Source organism: Anabaena sp. 54 (assembly GCF_017355725.1).
Classification (GTDB): domain Bacteria; phylum Cyanobacteriota; class Cyanobacteriia; order Cyanobacteriales; family Nostocaceae; genus Dolichospermum; species Dolichospermum heterosporum.
Map to the genome: position 1 here is coordinate 315,001 of NZ_JAAVWA010000001.1, position 26,336 is coordinate 341,336.

A 26,336-nucleotide genomic window follows, 5' to 3' on the forward strand; every position below is an offset into this window, starting at 1 on the left:
TCGTTAGTTTTATAATTGTATCTTTAATTCTTAGCATTTTTCCTGTAAATTTACCATTTTCTGGGTTAAGTTGTTGCCCATCAAGTTGGAAATCACTCGAATTTGTGCAACAATCAGGTTCGGATTTTTATGGACATAAATTGATTTAGCACTGTTCGAGATACTTAAAATTTTCCCAATAGTTCATAGCATAAAATAGCATAAAAGTGTTGAACTTGTTAGAGGATGTTTGAAAAGTTTTTAATGTATAAATAAATCCCTCTGGTAAACCTCTCCAGTATTAAATGTTATTCCTTTTCCCTCTCCTCTTAGGAGCTACGGTCTACACACAAGTTATCAAATCACCATTATTCCTCAAATTACCCCACCCTAACCCTCCCCGATGCTTTGGGGAGGGAACTAATTTTTCCGGTTTCCCCCCAAAGCATCGGGGGGATTAAGGGGGGTAATTTAACTTGTGTGTACACGATAGCCTCTTAGAAGAGAGTTAGGGAGAGGTAGGGAAGGGGGGATAGGTTTCATCTAATACTTTTCAAACAAACTCTTAGATATTATAAATATTCCTACTCCTGACCACTGATTTCTAGATTCTTTGATCACCTTACCTCAATTTTTGCGAAAAATCTTGTTCCTGAGTCAAGAACCTTTTTGGTTGGCAAAATGTGATAAATCTTGGTATAACTTGTATGCAATCAAGATAAACAAAATTTATGAACGCTAATTACAGCAAATTATTGCCCAAAATCACAGCAATTATGGGATTAATGAGTATCGCTCTTTTAACTACTATCCCATCTCCAGCCAAAGAAGTCCGCAATCCCAGACCAAATATTTTCAATGAACCACCTTACAATCGTGGTAGCAAACCTAGTGAAACCGCACCGGTCGCCGAACCCAACCAGCCAGTAAGGGAAGTCCCCACTACACCAGTTAGCAAACCCACCCAGTCAACATCAGTGAATTTAGTGACTTTGCTTGAGAAGAATGAATCTTTTAAAACTCTCGCTAAAGCTTTAAAAGCAGCGGGACTTACAGAAACCTTACAAGGAAAAGGTCTTTTTACCATTTTTGCTCCTACAGACGCAGCATTTGCAAAACTACCAGCGGACGCATTAAAGGATTTATTGAAGCCAGAAAATAAGGAAGTATTGGTCAAGATATTAACTTATCATGTAGTATCTGGTAAGGTCCTCTCCACTGACTTAAAATCTGGGGAAGTGAAAACCGTAGAAGGGGGTGCTATTAATGTTAAAGTTGACCCAGTTACAGGTGTAACTGTAAATGATGCCAAAGTAACTCAGGCAGATATCCAAGGTAGTAACGGTGTTGTTCATGCAATTGATAACGTAATTCTGCCTCCTGATTTATAGATTTTTGAGATTTGAGTGATGAAAATTCGGGCGTTGCTGATTAAGGGTATGAATTCTAGTCTCACGCAAAGGCGCAAAGACGCACTGAGGTTTGAGTTTTAAAGGTTCAATTTGGGAATTTCATACCTCAATTCAGCAACGCCAAAATTCGCAAATTAAAATCCCCGAAGCATGAAAAATCGGGGATTATAATATCCAAAAACACTCAGTATGAACTGGGTTTTTTAGAACATACCAATCATACTAACGAGCCTTAGCAGTAGCCTTAGCTTCAGTTTGCTTTGCTTCTTGAACTAACTGCATCATCAACTGTTCCAGCTTTTGTGCTGTCTGTTCTTCTTGGTGTAGGTTTTGTTCTAACAACTGGACAACTTGGTTTTGTCCCATTTGTTCCGCTACCTTAATTAAACTACGATAACAAGCTATTTCCAATTGTTCAATTTTACTATGCCATTCCGCCAATCCTAAGTCTATAATTTTGGGATTATCGGCAGCTAAAAGGACGAATTTTTGACCTTCACTAATTAAACCAGCCGCAAGATCACAGGTAATTCGCTGTGGTTGCTCTCCTAAAATAGATAAAACCTGTTTCAGGTTTTCGATATGCTGTTCGGTTTCTGGAATATGTGGCTCAATTACAGCTTTCAATTTACTGTTTTGACAACATTGCCACATCATTTGCTGGGCTTCTAAGAAATGATTTTCAGCATCGAACATGATGTTCATTTCATAAATAAGCTGCTGTTGTAAGCTGGTGATTTTTTTCGTACCCGGGCGATCGCTAACTAAAACCATGATCATTCTCCTAATGGTAATTTCGCTGTCTTTAACAGTCGTTCCATTAACCCTACGTCTATTCCGATCTATTCTCCTCTTGCTAAAGACACAGTATAGGTGTGAAGTTTTACTGTTATTTAAGTGACGATATCATACCAAAGTCTGAACTATGATTTGTGTGATCTCTTTGATTTAGATGATTAATGGGGTTTTCATCGCCAAAATCATCCAAATCATCAGAATCACAAGAATCATAGTTTAGACTGCCCCAATTACGTTAAAGTAAAGATAAATTAAGAAATTGCTGTCAAATAAATGGCTGCTCCAAGTTTAGAAGTAATTGCGACTCAGTTAGAAAGTCCAAATTTGCGCGATCGCATGGTAGCTCTTGCTAGTTTGCGTCACATATCTGCCGATGATGCAGTCCCTTTAATTAAAAAGGTTCTAGATGATGAATCCCTGCAACTGCGCTCAATGGCAATATTCGCTCTAGGAATCAAAAAAACCCCAGAGTGCTATTCTATTCTCGTGAAAATTTTAGAAACAGATCCAGATTATGGCATCCGCGCTGATGCTGCCGGTGCATTGGGGTATCTAGAAGATAATAGAGCCTTAGAAGTGCTATCACGGGCATTTTATGAAGATACGGACTGGCTAGTGCGATTTAGTGCTGCCGTATCTTTAGGTAATATCAAAGACCCTCGCGCCCATGATATTCTCATCCAAGCGTTAAATAGCGAAGAAATAGTCATCCAACAAGCGGCTATTTCAGCTTTGGGAGAAATCCGCGATATAAATTCTGTCACACATATTCTCCGTTTTGCCCAATCAGAGGATTGGTTAGTGCGACAACGACTAGCTGAGGCTTTAGGCAATTTACCGACTCCTAAAAGTGTCTCCGCCTTAAAATATCTAGAAAAAGATAGTCATAAAAACGTTGCTGAAGCAGCCAGGATTTCTCTACAAAGACTTGAAGAAACCAACAACCTGAGTTGAACTTAAGTAGGTTGGTGTTGAAAATTGTCGTTATGGCAAGGCAAAAGGCAAGAGGCAAGAGGCAAGAGTGAAGAGGGTTTGGGCGATTTTACATTTCTTTACACAGTTTGGTTTTATTGTGTTCACCTACTTAAAGTCGCCTCCTAGTTTTTATTGACACTTCCCGGTCTAAAGACGCGGGTCTCTTATAATAAAAGGCATTGTTAAAATTGTGATGCAGGACAACTTTATTTATGAACATTGAAGAATTTTTTGAATTAAGTGCTGGAAAATGGTTTTCCCATCGCACCAGTCACCACTTAGCGTTTAAACAGTCAGAAGACGGCAAATCAGACATTGTAATTGAGATGTTAGCCGCTGATCATCCAGAAGTAATTAAACTGTGTGAACAGTATGAAATTGCGCCAAATACGGCTTCCTGTGGGGCGCGAGTTATCTGGAATGGCACAATGGAATGGGATGAAGAAAAACATCAGGGTTCGACTGTTTTAGTCACAGTCCCCAATACAGATAACCCAGATGAAGGTAAATTACTCCGAGAAATGGGTTATGCCGAAAAAGCCCCCGTTGCTGGTAGCTATAAAATCGGTGACGATGGTGCTTTAACTCTAATTACTGAGTATGAAACCATGTGGTCTGAAGAAAGACTATGGTTTGCCAGTCCTAATTTACGGATGCGAGTAAGTGTGCTAAAGCGTTTTGGTGGCTTTAGTATGGCTTCCTTCACTTCTGAAATCCGTATGGGTAGCACAGATGCTTCTAAAAAGGCTACTGAAGCCGCTAATTCACAAGAATCCTAGACTACAATATTGAGGTTGGTAATGGGTAATGGGTAATTGGTCATTGGTCATTACCTCTTGCCTCTTAATTACATTTATATAGGACTCCTATTTGATTTTTGATAGCTTGCGTGGCGTAGCCATACAAAACTCGGTACACCTTCATATTCTCAAATCCTCTTGCCTCTTGCCTCTTGCCTTTTGCCTCTTGCCTTCCTACGCAGGAAAATTCACAGAATCAAACCGGATTCCTATATATGCAACAAATTAGCTAAAACTTTGGGTAATGGTAAAACAATCAACAGTAACAAAGCCATTGATATTAATCCCATAAAATCACGTTTATTATCTAATTCCGTGACATCGTTTAAAGCAGGTTCGTCAACTAAGGGAACAAATAATAAAATAATTGCCCAAAATAAAAATTCTTCTCGGATAAACGAAAGCATTAGTAATAATAATCTGGCAACTTGACCAATAATCACAGCAGTTCGTTGTCCAAACATAGCATGAACAATGTGACCACCATCTAATTGTCCCACAGGCATCAAATTTAATGCGGTGACAATTAATCCTAAGAAACCTGCAACTGCAACTGGATGTAAATCAATGGCAGATTTTGCAGTTAATTCACTTCCTAAAGCCAACTTTGAGAGTAAAGCTAATAGAATCGAATATTTAGGATTGAGTGCATTGGGGTTTAAAAGTCCGGTTTTTTCGGGTAAAGCTACTATTTCTGAATGAGCTAAACCCCAAATTAATAAAGGTATAGTCATAATAAATCCTGCCAATGGACCAGCAATACTCACATCAAATAACGCTTTGCGGTGAGGTATGGGACTCTGGATTTTAATAAAAGCACCAAATGTGCCTAAGAAAAAAGGTATAGGAATAAAATAGGGTAATGTGGTGCGAATTTTGTAGAATTTCGCTGTTAAATAATGACCTAGTTCGTGAGTTCCTAAGATAGTTATTAAGCCCAAAGCATAGGGTAAACCCTGAAAAAATAATGTGAAATCAGATTCTAGTTGGGTGATATTAAAACCCGCAATTTTCAAGCCGATAAAAGTGGTGCTGAATAAAGTTGCTACTAACAATAGTAATGCTAAGACTGGTTCGGAAATTTTTTCTGCGTCTTGTTGGTTATTTGGTTTAACTGCTTGAGGATTGGGAACTAATACAAAGAAGGGTTTATCATTCATCCCTTCTTGAAATATGACTAAAAAGCGATCGCCAAATTGTCCTTCAATATTAGTTTTAATCTGCTCATAAGCCGCACTAGCCATAGTTCGCAACTGTCCCCGACAAATTACCGCTTGGGGACGATACTCAATATTTTGGACATAATATACAGACCAGGGAAAACAATTTCGCAGTTGACTTTCTTCTGCTACGTTAATGGGACGGACGGGCGCTATTTCTACAGGAGGAGTATTATTGGATGGTGATAGATTTTCTGGAGATTGATTTTCTGAATTTACGGGTAATTGCCGACCCCGATTAAACAACACCCAATATAATAATAAACAACCTCCCGATACCCAAAGAATGAGCGCTGATGGGGGAGCTTGTTTAACACCATATATCAGCGTCCAACCAGTCAATACAAATGCAGGTGTCATTAAAACCAACCACAATAACCATACAGGGGTTCTTGTAGCCCGTGCAACGCTCTGTTGCATCATTAAATAAGTCAATGACCCCAGAAGGAGGAGAAACCAAAATGCCATATTATTTTCACTATATTTTGATAGAATGACTTACCTATAATTTTTGTTACAGATTCTAATTATAAGCAAGACTGCACGCCTTAATTTTTCAATCACGGTTCACAGTCATGGTAAACACACTGTAACCTGATTGTTCACCACTCCTTGAGTTTGAGTTTTTTCATTTATGTCTTCTTTTCCCCAGCAGTCGAGTTACAAGACTAAACCACCACGTTCTATTCTGACAAAAAGCCTGTCAACGCCAGAAAATCCTCTGATTTTTACGAATAACAGTATTTTTGCCTTTCCACCTAATCGGGACACTTTAGGAGGGACATCTTACTTCATTATCGGCAATGAAGGAAATATTCTCATAGATTGCCCAGCTTTAGAACAAATAAACCAGGATTTTTTGTCCTTACATGGGGGAATTCGGTGGTTTTTTATCAGTCATCGTGGTGCTATTGGTAAAGCCGCAGAATATCAGCAAATCTTAAATTGCGAAATTCTCATCCAAGAACAAGAAGCCTATTTATTGCCCGGTTCAACTGTCACCACTTTTACTGATGAGTTCACTCTCAATGCCACAACACAAATAATTTGGACACCAGGCCATTCTCCAGGCTCTTCTTGTCTATACTATCGTGAATTTGACGGCGTGTTATTTTCGGGACGGCATTTACTTCCTAACCAGCATGGTGAACCTATGCCACTACGCACTTCTAAAACTTTTCATTGGCTACGACAACTTAAAAGCGTTAAGTTATTAAGCGATCGCTTCACACCACAAACTTTAACTTATTTATGCCCTGGCGCTAATACAGGCTACCTTAGAGGTAAATCCTGTATAGACCAAGCTTACCAAAAAATCACCAACTTGAATTTAGGTGACAGGTGACAGGTGACAGGTGACAGTTAAGAGGGAATAGGGAATAGGGAATAGGGAATAGGGAATAGGGAATAGGGAATAGGGAAAGAAATTCCTACCAATTACCCATTACCAATTACCCATTACCAAATTCTTACTCAAAAGTTCTACAGCCGCCTGATATTGAGTATCTGTCTTTGTGCCGATTTGTTCTCGGTTAAGTGATGGTTGGGAAATAATTTGATCAGGCTTAATTCCCAACTTATTAATATCTCGATGGTTAGGAGTTTCATATTTAGCAATTGTCACCGCCAAACCAGAACCGTCGGACAATTCAAACAAAGATTGAATTAAACCCTTACCAAAAGTTGTTTCCCCAATTAATTGGGCGCGATGATTATCTTGTAATGCACCCGCGAGAATTTCGCTGGCACTGGCAGTTCCTTTATTAACGAGAATTACTAAAGGATCTGTCGTTAAAGCCGGTCCAAAGGCTTCATAGGTTCCCTGAATGCCTTGACGGTTGGCAGTGTAAACGATTGTGCCAGAGTCTAACCATAAACGAGCAGTTTCAATTCCTGCTTGTAAGAGTCCACCGGGATTATTTCTTAAATCAAGAATATAGGCAGACGCGCCTTTTTTTTCTAAAATAGAAATAGCTTGTGCCAACTCAGTAACAGCATTGGCACTAAATTGACTCAGTGATAGATAGCCAATCTTGGTTCCTTGGGGGGATAATCGTAAATCAAAAACAACAGGATTCAGCGAAATGCGATCGCGCACCAAGATAACCTCCTGATCCTGTTCTCCTTCCCTGCCAATTAAAAGCGTAACCACGCTGCCTCTTAATCCACGCATCTGCGCCGCCGCCTCATCAAGAGTCAGATTCTCTGTAGATAAACCCTCAATCTTCAAGATGCGATCGCGTGGTTTTAAACCCGCCCTATCCGCCGGAGAATTATTAATGGGTGTAATCACCTCCAAAACACCAGTTTGGGGATTGAGAGTAATTTGTAATCCCACACCAGTTAACTCTCCAGAAGTGCTAACTTGCAAACTGCGATATTTCTCAGGATCAAGAAACCGGGTAAAAGGATCATCCAAACTCTTTAGCATCGCCTGAATAGTAGTATAGGCTGCTTCATGATTAGCAAAATGTCCTTTTAATGCATTTTGTCGCACATCAAGCCAGCTTTGATGGTTAAAAGTTCCATCCAAATAAGAGCGATTAACAATTCGCCATACTTCATAAACTAACTTCTGTTCTGGAGTCAAAGCCGAAGCCGGCGGAACATATCCTGCAAACACCAAACCAAAAAGCAATAGCAGTAAGCATCCTAGCCGCCAAACCCGTTTGTGAATGAACCCTAATTTCAGTGCCATCTCAGACTTAAATTCCCTAAAAATTTCTGTAATGCTCAGTTGCTGATGAAATCTATCTCTCGACTATGTTACTTTTTTTATAGAAGAAGTGCATTCTTCTCATAAAGTTGCTAGTCCAAATTTATGAGCTGCCCATTCTTCCTGATCAACGATAAAATCATCTTTGGAGTCAACATAGTTAGCGTTGGCTCGTAAAGACAAGAAGACGGGAAGATTTATCAAAAATAGGGTGAGTTACACCCAAATCTACGCTCGTGGACAAATAGAACCCCATTCTCTTGGATGAAGCGAGAAGCGAACCCTCTAACTGAGGTTAGTTGAATAGTCATGGCTGACTAAGCTTCGCATAACAAAACTTATCAACCGCAATCTATTTTTAGGACTTTAAGATTGTATGGCTAACGTCTATGACTGGTTTGAGGAACGCTTGGATCTCCAAGAAATTGCTGATGATATCACCACCAAATACGTTCCTCCCCACGTTAACATCTTCTACTGTTTAGGTGGAATTACCCTAGTATGCTTCCTGATCCAGTTCGCCACCGGATTTGCGATGACATTCTACTACAAACCTACAGTTGCTGAAGCTTTCTCTTCTGTCGAGTACATCATGAATGAAGTCAACTTCGGTTGGTTAATTCGCTCCATTCACCGCTGGTCAGCCAGCATGATGGTATTAATGATGATTCTCCACACATTCCGCGTTTATCTAACCGGTGGCTTCAAAAAGCCCCGCGAATTAACCTGGATCAGTGGTGTTATCCTCGCAGTTATCACCGTTTCCTTCGGTGTAACAGGCTACTCTCTGCCTTGGGATCAAGTTGGTTACTGGGCTGTAAAAATTGTTAGTGGTGTACCAGAAGCCATTCCCGTAGTCGGCGTTCTCATCTCCGATTTACTCCGTGGTGGTTCTAGTGTTGGTCAAGCTACACTTACCCGCTACTATAGCGCTCACACCTTCGTTCTTCCTTGGTTAATTGCCGTCTTCATGTTGTTCCACTTCCTGATGATTCGCAAACAAGGTATTTCTGGACCTTTGTAATCAAAGTTGTTAGCAAATAGGCAAAACTTGTGTTTCCAGATCATCGTAGTTTGTTTTAAACTAAAGAGAAAATAACTTGTAGTTGTAGACATAAACTACTATCGGAAACTTGAGCTAGTTGCATTGTTAACAGCTTCCACCAATACTTTAACTTCACTTCAGCCGGAGAGCGCATTTAAAAATGTCAACCCAAAAAAAACCGGATCTGAGCGATCCCAAATTGAGAGCTAAACTTGCCCAAGGCATGGGTCACAATTACTATGGTGAACCTGCTTGGCCCAACGATTTGCTCTATATATTCCCAGTCGTCATTATGGGTTCTTTCGCCTGTATTGTGGCTCTAGCAACTCTAGATCCCGCGATGATCGGTGAACCAGCCAATCCTTTCGCTACTCCTTTGGAAATTTTGCCAGAGTGGTACTTATATCCTGTATTCCAAATTCTCCGCTCACTACCTAGTAAACTATTAGGTGTGTTAGCAATGGCTGCTGTACCCTTGGGATTAATTCTCGTTCCCTTTTTGGAAAACGTGAATAAGTTCCAAAACCCCTTCCGTCGTCCCGTAGCAACAACAGTATTTCTTTTTGGTACTCTTGTTACCATCTGGTTAGGTATTGGTGCTGCAATGCCATTAGACAAATCCTTAACTTTAGGATTATTCTAAGGTAGTTAAAGTTAACACTAAATCTAGTAGCGTCTGTGATTTTTAGGAGTATATACAGGATAATATCTGACAAACAAATAGCCATAATTATTTGATGGTCTAATTGTTACTGGTATTTTAAAACAGATATACTTTTGAAGATCAACAGACGCTAAGGAATGAGGATTAAATAAAGTGCAAATCTTGTTAGATGTAATCTAACTAATGTTAGACGGTCGTTATCAAGAATTGTAAGTTAATAAATCCACGTTCCTAACTGAACTAGTAGTCTGTCAACCCGAAAATGACGCGTGAAGGCAAGCAGGGGGAGAAGAGAGGCACCGGGGCAGAGGAGGGAAGAACAGAAGTTTTTTCCGATCATTACCCGTCAAAATAAATTTGACGAACTACTAGAATTGCGGGAAGATTATTTCACATTAACAATACCTTGTCCAAATTAGAAAAAGCCTTGATTTGTAGGTTGGGTTGAAGCATGAAACCCAACAAATGCGTTGGGTTGCGCTGTCGCTTAACCCAACCTTGTATCTTAGAGGTATGTTAGAAGAAGTGGTAGACCGTCCCAACCTGGGTCAGAAAAGACCGCTTTGTAGCAAGGATCACCACAACAATCTCCATGACAGAACTCGAACAGTCGCCTGGGGTAAAAACTATGAACAAAGACATAGATAATATAGCCCGTATCGTGCAAGGATGAGTGAAATCAAGGGGATGAATAAAAACAAAACAAATTAAAAAGAAGTAATTGAAATTGGAGAGTTAAAAATGGATTATATCTCCCAATGGGTAGGCATTGACGTAAGTAAAGCAACACTTGATGTTTATATCCGTCCAATGGGTAAAGCATTTCAATTTGCTAATACTGAAACAGAAATAGCTAATCTAGTTAAGCAACTTCAATCTAACGATTTAAACCTAATCGTACTGGAAGCAACAGGAGGACTAGAAACAGAATTAATCATTCAATTGCAAGCGGCTCTTTTACCAGTAGCATTAATCAATCCTCGTCAGGGAAGAGACTTTGCTAAAGCTACAGGTAAGTTAGCCAAAACCGATGCCATTGATGCACAGATTTTGGCGCATTTCGGTGAAGCAATGAAACCGGAGGTGTTAGCATTTTGATTGTGAAATGTCACGTCAATTAGGCGAATTAATTAGTCGCCGAAGACAATTAGTAGAAATGTCTACAGCGGAAAAGAATCGCCGTGACCGCGCTCGTGGTAAAGCTTTGACAGATATTGAATCCCATATTGATTATCTTGAGCAACATCTTCAACAACTCAATCAAGAAATTGAGACGTTGACCCAAAATAATCAACAATGGATTGATAAAGTCAATCTACTCAAAACTACTCCTGGCATTGGTCAAGTAATTTCTACCACTTTAGTTTCTGACTTACCAGAATTAGGTCAATTAACTGCCAAACAAATCTCTCGCTTAGTTGGTGTTGCACCAATTAATCATGATAGTGGTCAGCACAAAGGTAAGCGCATGATTAATGGTGGTCGCGCCCATGTTCGTGCCATTCTTTATATGGGTGCTGTTGTTGCCATGCGTCATAATCCTGTTATCAAAACTTTTTATGAGCGCTTGGTTGAACGTGGTAAACCCAAAAAATTGGCCATTACTGCTTGCGTTCATAAAATGTTAGTTATTTTAAATGCGATGATTCGAGATCATCTTCCTTGGTCTATTTCTCAAGACTCACAACCAATTTCTGCATAAAGTTCTACTGTCGTTTTTATACCTCCAATCTAGTTTGGTAATTTATGGCAATCTATAATTTACCTGTTTTGTTCTGTTCTGTTTTTCTCCTCTATTTTCTGACTTTTTTCCTAGACTTTAAATTTTTCCTTAACGATCGCTTGACAATCAAGACAGTCGCTACAATTATCTTTAACTGAAATATATTGGTTTTAAGTCAATTTACTGATTTTAACAAAACAAAAAAATGCAAATTATACAGAGTCTGCAATTTTTATTCAAGATTCCGATTGCAATATTATCGAACTGAGTCAATTTATGGAACAATGATTTTATTCTCCATGACAACAGTTACAATAGTTGCAGATTTGTATATGATTTTAGTGACCATATATTAGGTTTCAATAATACTAATATATATTTGTTGTTTACTATTGTCCTCGTCCTGGTTTGCAGTCTGCGAAACCTAATGCTTCGGTATCTAGGAAACTAGCGATTCTCTTTCAGAGACACTACGTGAACGCCATTTCAATAATAGCTTCTACTGGATAGTCACCATCCTTGGTCGTGGTTAATTTAACAAACAAGAAGAACAAGATTCAGGACTATATAACCAGCGATGATAGGTCTTCCGTTTCGCTAATTCCCTACCTTGACGGCCAAGTTTTTCCCGAAGCTGTGAATCTTGACATAACCGATTAAAAGTTTGCAAAACCTCATAACCAGAATCGGGATTTACTAACAGGCCATTTTCTTCATGATGAACTGCATCTAAAACACTACCTAAACGAGAAGCAATTACAGGTTTGCCAAAATAACCAGCTTCTAAATAAACCATACCAAAATTATCTATGGTTTGATCTTCATAATTATCTGAATTTAACATGGCAAAAATATCACAAGCTGCATAATAACCGGCTAAATCCCTTTCTGGCACATACCCTGCAAAATGTACCCGTTGATCAATTCGTAACCTTTCCGCTTGAGATTTTAGCTGGATTTCACAAGATCCTTCACCGCAAATAATGCAATGAACATCCACACCAAAATTTAGCAATACGGGAATATTATCTATTACCCGGTTAAAGTTTTTATATTTAACTAAATTACCCACAGAAAGAATAACTATCGCTGTTTCAGGAATATTATAAATCTGCCGGATACGATTACGTAAATCATCAATATGACTCAAACTAGTGGGATTGCCAAATCTTTCTGACCTCACTACCGGATTTATCACATGAGTGGGTGTATCTAGCCGAAAAGTATTTCTTAAAAAATTGCGAATATAAGAACTATTACAAACAATTCCATCAGCACGATTGAGAGTTAATTTTAATAGCCATCTCCATAACGGATTACTAGTTACACTTAGTAAATCATTACCATGTAAATAGATAAAAAAGCGAATTGGTAAAATATAACTGAGTAACAACAATGCCGGAAAATCATAGCCGTGACACCATTCAATATAGCGGTAATGATAGCGAAAATATAATTTAATAGCTAATAAAAAAGCAGCAATAATATTAAAACCAGATTGGATTATATTTCCTAGCCAGTGATCACAGCAAGCCGGAAAATTAAACCAACGATAAACAGGAAATTGTTGGGATTTATCGAATTTCTTATCTCCAGCACAACTACCAGCTAAAACAATTACCCGATCTGGATCTTGTAAACAGCGATTATAGACATATTCACCAATTACAGCCTCATCTGGGCGAAATATTCGGGAAATAACGAGGATATCTGGGTAAGCTGTTTTATGTCTAACTTGTGACCCTAGTTGTGATATATTTTCCATAATTAAGCTTGATAAATTAACTGGAATTAGGGTATTATCTTAAATTCAATAAAAGGCTGTTACTTCTGTTCGGTTGTAGCACTACTAAATTCTTGCTGAATTTTGCCGGATATAGAAATAAAGTTTTTAGATATTGCTGATTCAAAAAAATGCAATACCTTTATTAAATTTGTGAGCATTCAGATTCAGTCAAAATAATAACGGATTTTAGAGTTGTCTGAGATTATTTTTATCAAATATTTCTCCTCTATATTCCCGAATTACCAAGTATTATGACTCCTGAACTGTTATTAAAATTATCAAACACCTGACTGACAAAACTACAAATTGTTACCCTATTTTACCGCTGATCATTGTCCGATTTGCCCAGGTTTACTAATGCTAGATAATTTACCTGCATAATTAAAGATAGTCATGATTTATAGCTAATACTGCCAAGAGATTACTCAGAAACTGCTTGGAAAATTGTTAAATCTAACTATTTCCCTTAGAATACCCTAAATACTGGCTATTTTAGTGCCAAATCGCCAGAAAATATTAGTGATCTTGTAATCTGAGTCATAGCATTTACTTGCAAATAATGATTTAATAACCCTGATTATTTCTACCTTTGTTGATTAGGGGTATCAATCATTGCATTTAGCCCAGCTTAAATTTGAATACCTTTAAATGGTAATCGTAGATATATTTGCCACAATAAAGCCTATTTTCAAGGCTAATTTCTTAATCCAACTCAACAATTGATAAATGGCAAGTGTAAAATTTATAATTGTCACTGCACTTACATCACTGATAAAAAGTAAAACCCCCTAAAATATAAGTGCTGAATATTCCATCTCTATCCGGAAAAAATTAGTTAGGAACGCAAATTTAATAACCTGCAATTCTGATGTAACCTGGAATGGTGCGTTACGCTGTCGCTAACACACCCTACTTTTGCACCTTATTTAATTCACATTCCTAAGTGAAATTGCAATGCAATTATCGAACCCTCAATAATTCCTTGTTGGCGGTTTCAATCCCTAATAGGGAGTAAATGAAATTGCAATTATTTTCTACAAATATTTCGACACGAAGGAAGATGAGTTTCAATCCCTAATAGGGAGTAAATGAAATTGCAATTGCCAGGGAAACTGCGGGGGCGGTAGATACTGCGGTTTCAATCCCTAATAGGGAGTAAATGAAATTGCAATGTGCAGCCAAGCTATCAATCGCTAACGGTTCTTTTGCCAGGTTTCAATCCCTAATAGGGAGTAAATGAAATTGCAATGATAATAAAGGTATTGACGAGGGAGAGTTGGCTAAGTTTCAATCCCTAATAGGGAGTAAATGAAATTGCAATGGGATGGTGCTATCAACACCGAGTCCCCAAGGCAAGTGTTTCAATCCCTAATAGGGAGTAAATGAAATTGCAATCTGCTTGCTTGCTTTCTATACCTGGTAAAGCTTTTGATTCATGTTTCAATCCCTAATAGGGAGTAAATGAAATTGCAATTGGCTTAAAATTAAATCCATTTTCTGCTCTTGGAAGTTTCAATCCCTAATAGGGAGTAAATGAAATTGCAATGCTAGTCCCATTTTGAAAATAGAAAGAGGTCAAGGTTTCAATCCCTAATAGGGAGTAAATGAAATTGCAATATGCTCCCTGAGTAAGGTTCTTGATCTGCGAATAGGTTTCAATCCCTAATAGGGAGTAAATGAAATTGCAATCTCAAAAGCATATAATTCAGCCAAAGTTTGAGGATTCACAGGTTTCAATCCCTAATAGGGAGTAAATGAAATTGCAATTTTTTCATAAATAAAAAAAGGGGATTTTCACCCCGTTTCAATCCCTAATAGGGAGTAAGTGAAATTGCAATGCTGGTACTCCGGCCGATGTTAGTTCCGCTGTCACTGTTTCAATCCCTAATAGGGAGTAAGTGAAATTGCAATCTCTTTTTGGCGACAGAATTACGGAGTAAACAATCTTCAACAGTTTCAATCCCTAATAGGGAGTAAGTGAAATTGCAATGTCAATGTGGAATTATTCTTCTGAAATTCCTTAGTTTCAATCCCTAATAGGGAGTAAGTGAAATTGCAATTTCTAAACCTCCAACTAGCACTCCTCCAACTTCTAGTTTCAATCCCTAATAGGGAGTAAGTGAAATTGCAATCCAGTTGGTGGACGTGGGAAGAAGGCAAGCTATGAGTTTCAATCCCTAATAGGGAGTAAGTGAAATTGCAATTTTTTATAATATCCTGTACCTCACACTCAAATAATTGTTTCAATCCCTAATAGGGAGTAAGTGAAATTGCAATTAGCAGGCGTAGGATAATCTTCTCGGTAATCCCGTTTCAATCCCTAATAGGGAGTAAGTGAAATTGCAATAAGGAACTAAATCACTCGGTCTATTCCACATTCTTCTGGGTTTCAATCCCTAATAGGGAGTAAGTGAAATTGCAATATTATTGCGGTAATGCTGACGATTACTGTAAACCAGTTTCAATCCCTAATAGGGAGTAAGTGAAATTGCAATTGAAGTCGCGATGGCGGCATAAGTTTCATCAATGGTTTCAATCCCTAATAGGGAGTAAGTGAAATTGCAATAAAAAATTATAGCTAGGGAATAAAGACTCAGGTCTGGTTTCAATCCCTAATAGGGAGTAAGTGAAATTGCAATCCAGTGGTAAGGAATTTACCACCATGCCCTGCTTGTTTCAATCCCTAATAGGGAGTAAGTGAAATTGCAATGCAAGTCTTTAAAACGTTGCGCCGACACCCTATTCTTAGTTTCAATCCCTAATAGGGAGTAAGTGAAATTGCAATACTTGAGTCATATATTTTAGGTAAATCTCTTCAATGTTTCAATCCCTAATAGGGAGTAAGTGAAATTGCAATCCGAATATTACAGTGCCGTTCCACATCCTGAGTGTTTCAATCCCTAATAGGGAGTAAGTGAAATTGCAATGCATGATGCCAGATTTTACCCAAGCAGCCTTAACGTTTCAATCCCTAATAGGGAGTAAGTGAAATTGCAATGGAAAATATCGCTTATCTACAAAAACTATTTTTGTTTCAATCCCTAATAGGGAGTAAGTGAAATTGCAATTTTTTTAGACAACAGAGAAATGCTCGAACCATCTTTAGTTTCAATCCCTAATAGGGAGTAAGTGAAATTGCAATATGACTTATATAGCATTTCTGTGACTGGAAGTTTAGTTTCAATCCCTAATAGGGAGTAAGTGAAATTGCAATCATTCGTTACCATCTATCCAATTTATGCGGTTTCTCACCCGTTTCAATCCCTAATAGGGAGTAAGTGAAATTGCAATATTACTATTTTGCTGGGTACACTATCGCTCATCAATGTTTCAATCCCTAATAGGGAGTAAGTGAAATTGCAATTTGATTTTGTGCCGATGTTTGTTTTTGTTCTTGTTTCAATCCCTAATAGGGAGTAAGTGAAATTGCAATGCCGGGGCTGCTGCAACCTATAAGCCATGAATTAGGTTTCAATCCCTAATAGGGAGTAAGTGAAATTGCAATCAAATGATCCAAATTACTTGAAGGAATTAGCAGATGTTTCAATCCCTAATAGGGAGTAAGTGAAATTGCAATCGCGGGGTGCTGAAAGCCTATATATATGTAGTTTTCAAGGTTCAGTTGCGCGGATGCTTTCATGATAATCCATTTCAAGAAAAGTGTCAAGGAGTAAAATAGCTGAAACTCCTGCTGTGCAAGGTGCGCGGATGGGTGAACTCCATGAACTGCATGAAAAGCTTGTGTAGACATGATTTCAGGCATTTTTTGAGAAATTGAATTTTTTACACCCACCCCCCCGCGCATTAAGCGAAGAAAATCGTCTGATCACGGGGCTGTTCACCACCGATTCTTTCTATTTTACCAAAACAGCAAGCACAAAGAAAGTAAAAGCGAATGCTGTCGGTTTCAGGTTTTATGAGTTTATTGAGACGCGATCGCAATTTAGCATATTGAGTATCAGTTAACTCACATTCAAAAATACTATACTGCACCCATTGTCCATAGGATTTGAGGATACTATGGATTTTAGTCCGGCGTTTATCCTCAGAAATATCGTAAGAAACAACAACATTCATAAATTCTATCTAAATAAATTTTATTTCAATACCAAAGGGGGATATTTATCAATTGTTCCCATTAAATACTTAGCCAGTAATCTCGCTTGCAATTCAAAAGCCTCTCGATAACTACATTTACGCCCCATTACTGGATGTTTAAACTCCGATATTTTTTTCTTTTCGTACAAAGTTAAAAAAGTCTTACGTCCTTCTGGAGTCAGAGAAACAGCACCACTTAACGGTTCAGTTACAAAATCTGCTGGAGTTAATAATTGCTTATTCAAAATAGATAAAACCACCGCATCTACTACTAAAGGGCGAAACTCTTCCATTAAATCTAAAGCTAAAGAAGGACGATTATAGCGATCGAAATGTAGGTATCCTAAATACGGATCAAAACCGACAATATTCACAGCACTTTGCAGATCATGACGCAATAAAGAATAACCAAAACTTAACAATGAATTTACTGGATCTGTAGGTGGACGACGGACACGCTTAGTAAAAGAAAATTGAGAATTACGAATCAGACTATCAAAACAACCAAAATAAGCAGCACTACCAGAACCTTCTAAACCCCGCAAAGAATTGATACTTTCAGTTGAATTAATTGCAGCAATTACCTGTTCAATGCGAGGAATACTTTTAGATAGATCAATATCATTAAATTCACGCTGATAACGCATCAAAGTTTGACGATAATTTTTTAATTTTCCCCTAACAAACCCTTGCACCAGATGAATAGATTGGGGGGTTTCTCCTGCTGCTTGCCATTGTGCCTTGCGAATGAAAATATTACCAGTCATTTCTGGTTCTAACCGTCCCAAATAATGACCAATTTTATTGATAAAAGATAGAGGAATATGACGCTGCATCAATTCATCTACAACAGCCGGTGAAATAGTTGCTCGTCCTAAAACAACTACACCCTCAAGATGAATAAACGGAACATCTTGAAGAATTTTCTTTTCATATTTCACATTAATCCGTTCATCAACCTTACCAATAAAAGCATCATCTTGTACGATGTAAAGAGTACCCATAATTAAATCCTCAAAATAGATAATAGGTGACTAAATAAGATCCCCGACTTCTTTTTTATTTTCTACATAAATTATGAATTGATCTCAGAAGTCGGGGATCTGGGTTAATTTGCTTCTTGATAACGCCCAACTTTATCAGCAAGTTGTGGCAAACATCGAGAATAAAGACTACAACCATCACAGCGTTTTGTTTTTACAGCTTTTGGCATAGCACCTGTAAACAGTAAGGTTTGGATAGCTTCAATAGTAGCGATCGTACTACCTCGTAATTCTGGGGTAATTTCTACTAATTTCCGTTGATGAGTTTGAGCATAATAGATATAGCCAGTATTGATATTTTTTCCTGTCATTTCCTCCAAACACAAAGCTTGAGCGCAAACTTGCAATTCATCATTATCCCATTCTCCCCTGCGTCCTCTTTTGTATTCAATAGGGTAAAATCCGCCATTTTCAAACTCAATTAAATCAGATTTACCGATAAGTTTATATTGCTCTGATTTCAAATAAATAGCGCGTATCTGCCAAGTTTCCTCACGATTTTGTTCTCCAACTGTGTGAACTCGTTCATGTAAACTTGTACCTTCAATTGTGTATTGATTATCAATAAATTCCCCTGCACAATGAATCAACCAACAACGGTGAGGACAATAGGAATATTGATTTAAAGAAGCGATATTAACGTAATCATCATCAGAGGTGACAGGTGACAGGTTACAGGTGAAAGTAGGAAGAGAGTTAGTCATTTCGTTTTGAAACATAATTAATTAAAAGTGATAAAAGTTGATAGTGGGAAGAAAGTTAGTTATGGTGTATTTAAGATTTTAGAACGAAGAGAAGTGAGCATTTTACTAATTTCTATAATCAGCGATAATGTGGGATTTGCTTGTTCTGAAGTTAGATAATTTAATCTAACAGCAAGCATTAAAAAAGTTTCTGTTTCCATTAATGAAACCTTAGCTATAGATAAAAAATGTGCAAAATCGTTTTTAGTTGTTCCTCGTGCATGACCTTCGGCAATATTGGCTGGAACAGATGCAGCAGCACGAGTAATTTGTGAAGTAAGACGATAAATTTCTGTATTTGGAAATGCAGATGCTAATTGATATAGGACTCCTATTTGAGTTATGAACTAGTTTTTTTAACGAACCACAGAGGCACAGAGGACACGAGGTAGGAAAATAAGAGATGTGATACCTACGGCACGCTTCGCGAACACATTTCATTTAGGATTGCTATAGATATTCACTACCATATTCATTGATTTTTGCCACACAATTAAATCTCGATGTGATTCAATCTTCATAACTAACTCCTCTTCCCTTATTTACTTTTGCCTCTAACCTATTAACTCTCCCTCTTACCTTCTTTCCTCTTCCCTGTCACCTGTTCCCTGTCACCTGTCACCTTCTCCTCACCATTCCCATTCCCATTGTTGTTTTTCTGCCAATACCAGCATATAAAGCAAAGTCAGCTAATGCGTTAATTTGTTTAATTGTCGTTGTTTCTGCATTGCCAAGAATGCGATAACTGATTTCACCTAAACAACCAATAAATTTATTGTCATAGTTGCTAATAACTTCAGTATTGATATTAAAAGCACTAGCATAAATTGATTCAAAAGAAATATTAGTTAATTCAATACCGCTATATTTATGCCACCGATTTAGTAGACTATTGAATACAGATTCCCTTGTTGGTAAAACATTATCAAATGCACCTTGACGAAAAGCTACAGGTGTAGAAAAGATGAAATTAAGATTGCGTTCTGTTTCGCTTGCTTGTTGATAAAGTTGGGAATAACTACAAGCATTTGCCCAAGGTTGATTAGATTGGGGTGTACCCTGAATGCTAGTAATATATAGGTTAGCTGAACCTAAATGCCAAGGTTGTTTAGGGTTTATATTTAACCATAAAGGTGTAAGCTGATTAAATAAATTGTCATTTAATAGAGAAATACGCCACCAACAAGAAGTACCAGCAGGAATAGGATTTTGATGGGCATATTGCAAACTATAAGATTGGGTTTTATGTTTGTTTTGTATCTGCAATGGTGAGAGCGTAAAGGCTTTATCGGCGTTTGATTCGTGTAAGTAGTCTCCTAATTTTCTATCAACAGAACTCACTAGGTTAAGAAATAAGGCGTGGTAATGTCTACCTGTGAGGAAATTGGGGTAAATTGGAGATTGGGGGATGATGTTGAGGATGAGACTATGGGGCATAATTAATAATTGAAAGTAGGGTGGGCATTGCCCACCAATTACATTTTAAGCACGAAATCTGTATTGCATTTGTTTAGGAATTTTTACATTTTTGACATCATCAAAATAGTAATATTCCCCTTGTATTTGCACATTTTGAATCAGACTTACTGGCGGCATATTGACCACATCATAACTAATGACTTGATTAGTAAACATGACATCTAAAGGGTTTAAAGGATGAGTGCAGGTAAATAAATCAGTTTTTGTTTTTGGTTGTGGTAATTTCTCAACCGTAATTTCTGCTTTGCTCATCCATTTACCTAAACGAATCCATTTAGGTAATTTAATCTCTTTTTGAGCAATTAGAAAAAACTCAAATTGACTTTCTGGTGCAATTTCCTTTGCTCGTCCAAAACTGGGAATATTCTTTTGGGTTTTCTCCATTTCTACATGATAGTTATTATTGGCATATTTCCATGTATTGAGAATAGATGAATGTCTCAGAGAACGAGCAGGAGTTATGTAAATTCCTTGTTCATTTAAAGGAGTTAAATGTGCTTCATATTTTGGCACTTGTTCGGGACAGAAATAGCGATAAGAATCCTCTTCTGCAACGGTTGTTGAGTAGATTTGACTATCAACTAAACCAAGTGCATAACAGAGAGCATAGTTATGAATTATTGCTTCTGTTTCATATAATCTGCCGATTTCACGGGTAGCAAAATAGAGGCTGTCGTGTAGTTCTAATTTGCAGCGATAGATAATGGTCATAGTGGTGATGATAGAGTATAGATCCCCGACTTCTCAAAGAAGTCGGGGATCTGAATATTCAACTACTTAGTTTTAGTGGCTGTTTTCTTCTTGATATGTTTACTGGCATATTCTTTAGCTTCTGTATTAGCTTTTTGCAAAATTGATTTAATTCCTTCTTCGTTATTTGTGATGTTTTTAACTTCATTAATTAGAGGTATAAAAGCATCACCAATTAAATCTGTATGCACAATAAATTCATCATTCATTAAACTCTCAATTGCACTTTTAGCAGATGCAATTACATCATCTTCATCTAAGGGATCTGGAGATTTGAGAGTATTATTAGCCTTCATGTGATCATATATTGCTTGAGTCCACCGCAGGTTACTGGTAATTTCTCCATCAGCAAAAATAACACCAATTAACTCATTTCTAACGCGACCTGTACGGGTTGTTTGTGCGCCATAGTGACGAGTTCTGAGGATGTTATTAAAAACATAAAGAAAACTAGCTTCTGTGGGATCTTTCAGTGTTACAATACTGGGAAAGAAAACTTGTGGTCTAATGTGATCTTGCTGGTTAATTCTGGCTGTAACTGTACCTATTTCACCATCTAACTTCCCATCTGATTTCTTTTCTCCTTTTGCAGCCATTGTTCCATTTTCATAGGGTGCATTGAGAGTGAATGTTTCATGAGATTCATCAAAAGCTGTAATTGAAAATGCCGTATCTACCACAACTTTTGATTTTTCTGAACCAGAATCACCAATAGCAAAACCGTAGATTATACAGTCAGCATTATCCATTGCAAAAGATACGTTATATTCACATTCTTCTGCTTTCATAAATTCATATTTTCGCAATAATTCCCGACCGACTAATCTTTCAGGTGTGGACTGTTTACGCTTGAACATAGAAAGACGACTAATGGTGTTTTTATCTTTTACTCCTGCTCTAACTCTTGCTTTATTTAGTTCGCTATCTGTTTGAAATAAAGGATAAGATTCAGTAATGCGAACGGTGAGAAAGTGGGCATATTTTCCCATTGGTTTATAGGGAATTTCTGATTGAAATAATTTAGCATCAACGGTTTTTAAGAGTGTCATGATGTTTCTCCAATATTTACAAAAATGAGGTTAATTTAAGAATCGGCGGTTAGAAACCGCGTCTACACAGGCAAAACCCACCTGCGTGGGTTAAAACACCCAATTTGTTATTAGTCCGCGAAGGCGGACTTTGTTTGTGTAGCCGCGATTTCTAATCGCCAGGGCTTAGTGCGTTTTCTTCATCATCTGCTAGACGATAAAGAAATTCACAAGTATCTCGAATTAGGTTTAATTGACGACCTGCTAAACGTGCGCGATCGCTCTTAAAACTTCCTTCAAATACCTCCACTACAAAATAGTTGGCAAACTCTAAAACTGCTTGTCTTTCTTCCTCCCTTTTATTCATCATCCAACGTCCTTCCGCAGTTGAAGAATGTACCCGATCCATGAGTTTAAAAACCTCTGCTGCTACGGCTATAATTAAAGTTTCACCATCAAACACACTGGAATCTGCTTTGAGAATAGTTTCCGCAGCAATATCAATGGGTTTTAAAACAGCATTAGCTTTAGGATTAAACCTTTTATTTGCCCGATAAAATCGGCGATAAAGTTCCGTTAATTTCTTTGGATGATTCAAAGTTGATTTTTCTTCCACAATTAATTTCTCCTGAGTAGAATCAAATTTTGCATAAGGGTCAAAACAAGGATAAAAATGATAGGTGTAAAGTTTGATTTTTTCAATCCTTGCCGTTTCAACTTTTTGATTACGCACCCATTTATTCAGATAAGCAAAGACATTAAGTGGACTGGTTTCAAAATCTTTTGCTAACTCTGTAAATTTCCCCCAATTAGCATCATAACCAGTCTTACCTTGTCTAGCATTCACATCTAAATGAATAGCATAAGCAGCCGTTAAAACATTTAAAGGTGCAGGATATTCAATACCGGACTCTTCCCAACCTTCAAGAATATAATCAAGTCTGAATCTATCTCTTTTTACCAAAGTTCTAAAAGCATGAGGCGCACTATCCAGAAATACCGTTTCTTCAAATTCTGCACCATCATTAAATGGGGGAATAGGAGACTCAGAAACCACAGTTTTCACATCTAAAATCATCGGAAAAGCGAACGCTAACCAACTCGGCATTACCCAAGATTCTGTATCAGTGCTATCCCTTCCAGGAGGTAAAGCCATGAAATAAAAAGTTAAAGGTTGATCTTCTGGATAAGAAAGTTTAAAAGTGCGATCTTTTTCACTATCTAAATTCTCATCAATTAAGAAACTATCCACACATTGATAATTTTCTTTGGTTAAATCAACCTGTAAATCTTTACTAATGAAATGATTACGGATGCTAGTATCAAAACGAGTTTGAGCAATATTTGTGTAGGCTTTTTGTAAAAACTTATTAGTTTCTGGAGTGAAATAATAAGTTGGATAAAAGTAGAGATAGCGATATTTACCATCTTCAAATCTTTTACCTACAGCTTGAGTTTGATTCATTAATATTTGTCTCAACATCATTTCTACACCCGCAATACTAGAAATATTCCGTTTAGCGTTAGAACCTCCTAACATTTGTTTATTTGTATAAACTTGAGGTGTAAATAAAACTGCTGATTCCATCTGTTCAGTGACAGTATAAGCTGAATGAGAAATTGAGCAGATTAATTGTTTACCTCTGCCTGGTTTTTTAGCAGCATTATAATTACTCAACTCATTGATAAAATTATCAACTTCAGTGGTGACAGATGTTTCTTTATTGGTATTAGGTAACATGATAACTCTTGATACCCACAACCTTAAATCATCCCAACCATCAGGTAATTGATATTGTGCAAGAATTGGGGAAATTAAATCTGTCAAGTAATAAATTACCTGTTGACAATTTTCGCGGACATCTTCAATACCGGGATTTTTTTCCAAATATTTAGCCGCTAGATAATACCATTCATAAGGTACACCTCCCGTATTACCCTTTAATTTTTGTTCTTTCAAACTTTCATTGATACGTTGAATTTCTCGAACTTGCGGTAAATATTCTGTTAAGTTCCAAAATTCAGCAACTTTATGAGTTAAATCAAAATCTGGAACTTGTGGAAGTTTTTTATCTTTCTTCCTTTCAGTTTCAATTTTATTAACTATTTCATCCCAAATTTTGCGAGTAATTAAATCTCCAAATTCGGCAATTTGATCAATGCGAATATCATCATCAAATTGAAAATCATAATCAGCAGATAAAACATTTTGTTTTTGAAACTTAACTAAATTTTCACTACGACTTTTACCAACAGATGTTTTACCAGTATTTAAAATGCGTAAAGTAGCATCTAACGCAACTTGCATTAAACCAGGAGACTCAAAAAAGAGGTTGTAATATTCAGCATATTTCATCCCTTTTCCATCTCTACCAAATCCCGTTTGTCTCAGTTTTAATTGACCAGAACAAAGGGATTTAATCTTATTAACTACCATATCTGGTAAAATTTCTGGAGAGATAGGAGGAGCATCACGCAATGCTAGATAAATTACCCCTGTTGGTAGATATAACAAAGGTTGATAATATGTATTTTCAGCAGTATTTAAGTTAGTGTGAGCTTCAATTACTGCATTATTAACAACGTTAGTTAAAACGCCTCTATTTTCGGCAATGTGATGATAGGTGAATTTCAATTTACCATCACTCAGACTGTGGATAATTTCATTAAGTCTCGTATTTTCTGCATCTTGGGGATGTTTGATAATTGAAGCGAGAGAATCAGCTAAACAGGTTAAATCACATAAACTGCGAATAGTGCGGTCTTTAAGAGCAGAATTTAAGCCAAACTCAGAAAAATTCCAGTTAGTATCCCAGCGTCGTTGTGCATTATAAGCCATACACAATAAATCATCAATATATTCTTGATACTCTTCAGAATTATCTGGATTGATAAATTTATCAAGTCCTAATTGTTTAACTTTTTCATCAATAATTTTTCTATGTTCATCTAAAGGTAACTTGCGACAGTCTTCAGGTGCATCTGGAAATTTTTCAAAGTCATGTAAAATAAAGCCAGCAATTACTAAACGTCGTTCTTTATCTTTTACTAATCGCTTAACTGTGGTATCCAGTTTTTCTAATCTTTGTTCAATTAAATTTGCTGGAAATAAGCCATTGAGTAAATGAGTATTTAAAGATTGATCAGCAGCATTATCACGTCTAACTTTAGTTTTCCCTTCGGCTTCTCGTTTTTCATCAATTTCATCAAAGAATTTACCACCTTTAGCAGTTACACCAATAGCTATTTTAAGCAAATTGGGTAATACATATTCGCTAAAATCTGCCATGACTTGATCATTGATATTTTGTGATTGTATTGCTTCTTTTAATAGTTTAAGTGTGAGCAATTCTCCTTTAGTTTCAATAGTCCTGTCATTATCTCCATCAAAACCAAAATCACCGGATAACCAATCATCATCTGAGGTTTCAGAATTAGAATTATTTTCTAGTTCTAAGAGTGATAATTGTTGATGTTCATTTGCATCTTTACTTTTTTTAGCCATTGTCTTCTGCCAATGAAATTAAATAAGAGTTGATTTATCTGACGTAAAGTGGATATTGCTATAGGGCAAAATTAATTGCTTTGAAAACTTGATTTGGATCTATATCATCATATTCATGCTCCCCACTTATTTAGTTGTATTTCAATTATCCGATGTTGTTTTTGACGGAATTTTTTTAACTCTGATTCAGTTTTTAAGGAATGTGCGCGAAAATTATCAAATTCTCCAGGATATTTTTCAAACACACAAATTCCGTCACGAGCAACAAAATGAGAAATTAACCAAGAACATTGATTTAATTGAACAATATCAATTTTATCAGAATTTATTTTAAATAATTCCCCAATTAGCATGGGTAATTCAAACAAAGCTAATGGATGTTCTTCCATATATGAGTTATATTTTTCTTCATCCCCTAAAACAGCAAAATCCCAGTCACTATGAGCGTTAGTGTTACCAGTTGCTCTAGAACCAAACAGGACTAACATTTTTAAGTAAGGTATTTTTTCAGGAAGTTGTGAGGATAAATGTTGAAGTTCTGAAATTGTGAGAGTGTTGTTTTTCATGATATG

General features: G+C 37.0%; 19 protein-coding genes, 1 pseudogene and 1 CRISPR repeat array. Of the genes and pseudogenes, 7 read left to right on the plus strand and 13 right to left on the minus strand.

Annotated features, from left to right (window positions below; all coding sequences use genetic code 11):
- Window positions 1–710: 710 nt before the first annotated feature.
- Window positions 711–1,370 (plus strand): fasciclin domain-containing protein, encoded by a 660-nt coding sequence (locus HEQ36_RS01625; RefSeq protein ID WP_053540291.1) that lies wholly within the window; start codon window positions 711–713, stop codon window positions 1,368–1,370.
- Window positions 1,371–1,613: 243 nt separating this feature from the next.
- Here HEQ36_RS01625 and HEQ36_RS01630 read toward each other — a convergent pair whose 3' ends face one another.
- Window positions 1,614–2,165 (minus strand): DUF892 family protein, encoded by a 552-nt coding sequence (locus tag HEQ36_RS01630; protein WP_053540292.1) that lies wholly within the window; start codon window positions 2,163–2,165, stop codon window positions 1,614–1,616.
- A 297-nt stretch (window positions 2,166–2,462) separates the two neighbouring features.
- Between HEQ36_RS01630 and HEQ36_RS01635 the strand changes: the two genes are divergently transcribed.
- Window positions 2,463–3,143 (plus strand): HEAT repeat domain-containing protein, encoded by a 681-nt coding sequence (locus tag HEQ36_RS01635; protein ID WP_039200245.1) that lies wholly within the window; start codon window positions 2,463–2,465, stop codon window positions 3,141–3,143.
- 233 nt (window positions 3,144–3,376) lie between these two features.
- Window positions 3,377–3,943 (plus strand): phycobiliprotein lyase, encoded by a 567-nt coding sequence (locus HEQ36_RS01640; protein ID WP_168635055.1) that lies wholly within the window; start codon window positions 3,377–3,379, stop codon window positions 3,941–3,943.
- Window positions 3,944–4,173: 230 nt separating this feature from the next.
- Here the strand turns inward: HEQ36_RS01640 and HEQ36_RS01645 are convergent, their stop codons facing one another.
- Window positions 4,174–5,652 carry a site-2 protease family protein gene (locus HEQ36_RS01645; RefSeq protein ID WP_168635056.1) on the minus strand — a complete coding sequence of 493 codons (1,479 nt, stop codon included), beginning with the start codon at window positions 5,650–5,652 and terminating at the stop codon, window positions 4,174–4,176.
- A 166-nt stretch (window positions 5,653–5,818) separates the two neighbouring features.
- Here HEQ36_RS01645 and HEQ36_RS01650 point away from each other — a divergent pair, with 166 nt between their 5' ends.
- Window positions 5,819–6,529 carry a hypothetical protein gene (locus HEQ36_RS01650; protein ID WP_053540294.1) on the plus strand — a complete coding sequence of 237 codons (711 nt, stop codon included), beginning with the start codon at window positions 5,819–5,821 and terminating at the stop codon, window positions 6,527–6,529.
- A gap of 99 nt (window positions 6,530–6,628) precedes the next feature.
- Here the strand turns inward: HEQ36_RS01650 and ctpA are convergent, their stop codons facing one another.
- Window positions 6,629–7,882: a carboxyl-terminal processing protease CtpA gene (gene ctpA, locus HEQ36_RS01655; protein WP_168635057.1), complete on the minus strand. Its 1,254-nt coding sequence runs from the start codon at window positions 7,880–7,882 to the stop codon at window positions 6,629–6,631.
- Between the two features lie 394 nt (window positions 7,883–8,276).
- Between ctpA and petB the strand changes: the two genes are divergently transcribed.
- The 3 genes and pseudogenes from petB (at window position 8,277) to HEQ36_RS01670 (ending at window position 11,311) form a co-directional block, all read left to right on the plus strand.
- Window positions 8,277–8,924 (plus strand): cytochrome b6, encoded by a 648-nt coding sequence (petB, locus tag HEQ36_RS01660; protein WP_015083377.1) that lies wholly within the window; start codon window positions 8,277–8,279, stop codon window positions 8,922–8,924.
- 181 nt (window positions 8,925–9,105) lie between these two features.
- On the plus strand, window positions 9,106–9,588 hold the full coding sequence (gene petD / locus HEQ36_RS01665) for a cytochrome b6-f complex subunit IV (protein ID WP_053540296.1): 483 nt from the start codon (window positions 9,106–9,108) through the stop codon (window positions 9,586–9,588).
- 762 nt (window positions 9,589–10,350) lie between these two features.
- Window positions 10,351–11,311, plus strand: a pseudogene (locus tag HEQ36_RS01670) (IS110 family transposase).
- 550 nt (window positions 11,312–11,861) lie between these two features.
- On the opposite strand, the gene HEQ36_RS01675 reads toward HEQ36_RS01670, so the two are convergent.
- The 10 genes from HEQ36_RS01675 to HEQ36_RS01720 all read right to left on the minus strand — a co-directional run bounded on the left by HEQ36_RS01675 (window position 11,862) and on the right by HEQ36_RS01720 (window position 26,330).
- Window positions 11,862–13,097, minus strand: coding sequence for a glycosyltransferase family 4 protein (locus HEQ36_RS01675; RefSeq protein WP_053539700.1), 1,236 nt, complete (start codon window positions 13,095–13,097; stop codon window positions 11,862–11,864).
- Window positions 13,098–14,109: 1,012 nt separating this feature from the next.
- Window positions 14,110–16,695: a CRISPR direct-repeat array (repeat unit 37 nt; unit sequence GTTTCAATCCCTAATAGGGAGTAAGTGAAATTGCAAT).
- A 227-nt stretch (window positions 16,696–16,922) separates the two neighbouring features.
- Window positions 16,923–17,195 (minus strand): CRISPR-associated endonuclease Cas2, encoded by a 273-nt coding sequence (cas2, locus tag HEQ36_RS01680; protein WP_053539699.1) that lies wholly within the window; start codon window positions 17,193–17,195, stop codon window positions 16,923–16,925.
- Between the two features lie 20 nt (window positions 17,196–17,215).
- Window positions 17,216–18,220, minus strand: a complete 1,005-nt coding sequence (gene cas1d, locus HEQ36_RS01685; RefSeq protein ID WP_168635263.1) for a type I-D CRISPR-associated endonuclease Cas1d — start codon at window positions 18,218–18,220, stop codon at window positions 17,216–17,218.
- Between the two features lie 104 nt (window positions 18,221–18,324).
- The gene (gene cas4 / locus HEQ36_RS01690; RefSeq protein ID WP_053541302.1) at window positions 18,325–18,963 is read right to left on the minus strand and encodes a CRISPR-associated protein Cas4; all 639 of its coding nucleotides are present in this window, start codon (window positions 18,961–18,963) and stop codon (window positions 18,325–18,327) included.
- A 59-nt stretch (window positions 18,964–19,022) separates the two neighbouring features.
- Window positions 19,023–19,346: a four helix bundle protein gene (locus tag HEQ36_RS01695; RefSeq protein ID WP_325064588.1), complete on the minus strand. Its 324-nt coding sequence runs from the start codon at window positions 19,344–19,346 to the stop codon at window positions 19,023–19,025.
- A gap of 274 nt (window positions 19,347–19,620) precedes the next feature.
- On the minus strand, window positions 19,621–20,439 hold the full coding sequence (gene cas6 / locus HEQ36_RS01700) for a CRISPR-associated endoribonuclease Cas6 (RefSeq protein ID WP_168635264.1): 819 nt from the start codon (window positions 20,437–20,439) through the stop codon (window positions 19,621–19,623).
- Window positions 20,440–20,484: 45 nt separating this feature from the next.
- Window positions 20,485–21,192, minus strand: a complete 708-nt coding sequence (cas5d, locus tag HEQ36_RS01705; RefSeq protein WP_168635265.1) for a type I-D CRISPR-associated protein Cas5/Csc1 — start codon at window positions 21,190–21,192, stop codon at window positions 20,485–20,487.
- A 62-nt stretch (window positions 21,193–21,254) separates the two neighbouring features.
- Entirely contained in the window at window positions 21,255–22,280 is a 1,026-nt protein-coding gene (cas7d, locus tag HEQ36_RS01710) for a type I-D CRISPR-associated protein Cas7/Csc2 (RefSeq protein ID WP_290706488.1), read from the minus strand.
- 151 nt (window positions 22,281–22,431) lie between these two features.
- Complete coding sequence (cas10d, locus tag HEQ36_RS01715) at window positions 22,432–25,764, minus strand: type I-D CRISPR-associated protein Cas10d/Csc3 (RefSeq protein WP_168635267.1); 3,333 nt, start codon at window positions 25,762–25,764, stop codon at window positions 22,432–22,434.
- A 113-nt stretch (window positions 25,765–25,877) separates the two neighbouring features.
- Window positions 25,878–26,330: a nucleotidyltransferase domain-containing protein gene (locus tag HEQ36_RS01720; RefSeq protein WP_168635268.1), complete on the minus strand. Its 453-nt coding sequence runs from the start codon at window positions 26,328–26,330 to the stop codon at window positions 25,878–25,880.
- Window positions 26,331–26,336: the final 6 nt, after the last annotated feature.

Coding starts and splice junctions, on each gene's coding strand:
- HEQ36_RS01625 (WP_053540291.1), top strand. CDS start 711: ATGAACGCTAATTACAGCAAATTATTGCCCAAAATCACAGCAATTATG.
- HEQ36_RS01630 (WP_053540292.1), bottom strand. CDS start 2,165: ATGGTTTTAGTTAGCGATCGCCCGGGTACGAAAAAAATCACCAGCTTA.
- HEQ36_RS01635 (WP_039200245.1), top strand. CDS start 2,463: ATGGCTGCTCCAAGTTTAGAAGTAATTGCGACTCAGTTAGAAAGTCCA.
- HEQ36_RS01640 (WP_168635055.1), top strand. CDS start 3,377: ATGAACATTGAAGAATTTTTTGAATTAAGTGCTGGAAAATGGTTTTCC.
- HEQ36_RS01645 (WP_168635056.1), bottom strand. CDS start 5,652: ATGGCATTTTGGTTTCTCCTCCTTCTGGGGTCATTGACTTATTTAATG.
- HEQ36_RS01650 (WP_053540294.1), top strand. CDS start 5,819: ATGTCTTCTTTTCCCCAGCAGTCGAGTTACAAGACTAAACCACCACGT.
- ctpA (WP_168635057.1), bottom strand. CDS start 7,882: ATGGCACTGAAATTAGGGTTCATTCACAAACGGGTTTGGCGGCTAGGA.
- petB (WP_015083377.1), top strand. CDS start 8,277: ATGGCTAACGTCTATGACTGGTTTGAGGAACGCTTGGATCTCCAAGAA.
- petD (WP_053540296.1), top strand. CDS start 9,106: ATGTCAACCCAAAAAAAACCGGATCTGAGCGATCCCAAATTGAGAGCT.
- HEQ36_RS01675 (WP_053539700.1), bottom strand. CDS start 13,097: ATGGAAAATATATCACAACTAGGGTCACAAGTTAGACATAAAACAGCT.
- cas2 (WP_053539699.1), bottom strand. CDS start 17,195: ATGAATGTTGTTGTTTCTTACGATATTTCTGAGGATAAACGCCGGACT.
- cas1d (WP_168635263.1), bottom strand. CDS start 18,220: ATGGGTACTCTTTACATCGTACAAGATGATGCTTTTATTGGTAAGGTT.
- cas4 (WP_053541302.1), bottom strand. CDS start 18,963: ATGACTAACTCTCTTCCTACTTTCACCTGTAACCTGTCACCTGTCACC.
- cas6 (WP_168635264.1), bottom strand. CDS start 20,439: ATGCCCCATAGTCTCATCCTCAACATCATCCCCCAATCTCCAATTTAC.
- cas5d (WP_168635265.1), bottom strand. CDS start 21,192: ATGACCATTATCTATCGCTGCAAATTAGAACTACACGACAGCCTCTAT.
- cas7d (WP_290706488.1), bottom strand. CDS start 22,280: ATGACACTCTTAAAAACCGTTGATGCTAAATTATTTCAATCAGAAATT.
- cas10d (WP_168635267.1), bottom strand. CDS start 25,764: ATGGCTAAAAAAAGTAAAGATGCAAATGAACATCAACAATTATCACTC.
- HEQ36_RS01720 (WP_168635268.1), bottom strand. CDS start 26,330: ATGAAAAACAACACTCTCACAATTTCAGAACTTCAACATTTATCCTCA.